Source organism: Burkholderia sp. Bp8986 (assembly GCF_003854225.1).
Lineage (GTDB): Bacteria > Pseudomonadota > Gammaproteobacteria > Burkholderiales > Burkholderiaceae > Burkholderia.
Genome location: NZ_QTQM01000168.1, coordinates 1 through 955, shown reverse-complemented (window position 1 = coordinate 955; position 955 = coordinate 1). Strand labels below are relative to the sequence as shown.

Annotated in this window: 1 protein-coding gene; it reads left to right on the top strand. The window is 58.5% G+C overall.

Features of this window, described 5'->3' with window-relative positions:
* Nucleotides 1-20: 20 nt before the first annotated feature.
* On the top strand, nucleotides 21-955 hold a 935-nt coding region (locus DID99_RS36715; protein ID WP_124668734.1), incomplete at its 3' end, for an IS481 family transposase.

Here is a 955-nt window from a genome sequence, read left to right as displayed (position 1 = left end):
CGATGGAGCTCGAGATCTCGATGCGATTACGCTGGGTACGTATGTATCACGAGACCGGCAACGCCGGTCTCGTGTGCACGCGTTGTGGCATCTCCAGACCAACGCTTCGCAAGTGGCTGCGCCGCTACCAGGAGGCGGGAGAAGAAGGTCTTCTCGCTCAAAGCCGTCGCCCTCTGACCAGCCCGAATCGAAAGGTCTCTGACGCAGATCGCGCGACGATTCTTCGCCTGCGAGCCGAGCGCAAGGGCGCACGGCGGATTCAGAACGAATTGTGCCTGTACGAGCAAAGAGAACTGTCCCTTGCGACCATTCACAAGGTTCTGTGCAAAGCGTCGTTGAAGCCGTTGGGTCGCCCCAGGAAGCCAGCACAACCGAGGCGCTACAGCCGTCCGGTTCCCGGAGACCGCGTCCAGATGGATACGATGAAGATTGCACGAGGCGTCTACCAGTACACGGCCATCGATGACTGTTCTCGGTTTCGTGTACTGGCCGTCTACCCTCGAAGAAATGCCCGAAATACGCTGCTTTTCCTTGATCGCGTCATCGAGGAGATGCCGTTTCCGATTCAACGTGTCCAGACCGACCGCGGCGGTGAGTTCTTCGCTGAATCCGTGCAGCGGCGCCTGATGAACGAGTGCATTAAATTCCGGTCAATTCCACCACGCTCGCCGCACCTCAATGGCAAAGTTGAACGTTCGCAGCTTACTGACCTGAACGAGTTCTGGTTCCACCATGCCCCGACAGAGCGGGCAATCGACTTGCGAATCGAAGAGTGGCAGTTCGACTACAACTGGCGTCGGCCACACGGCTCACTCGGTGGAAGGACTCCGGTTGACCGCATTGCGGAGCTGTGTGAAATCACACCTCTCGCGGAAGCGGTGGAAGGTGCGTACGACGAGCGGAAAGAGCGAATTCGGCACCGCGAATGGCGGGTCGACAAAATCCTCGGCGAACA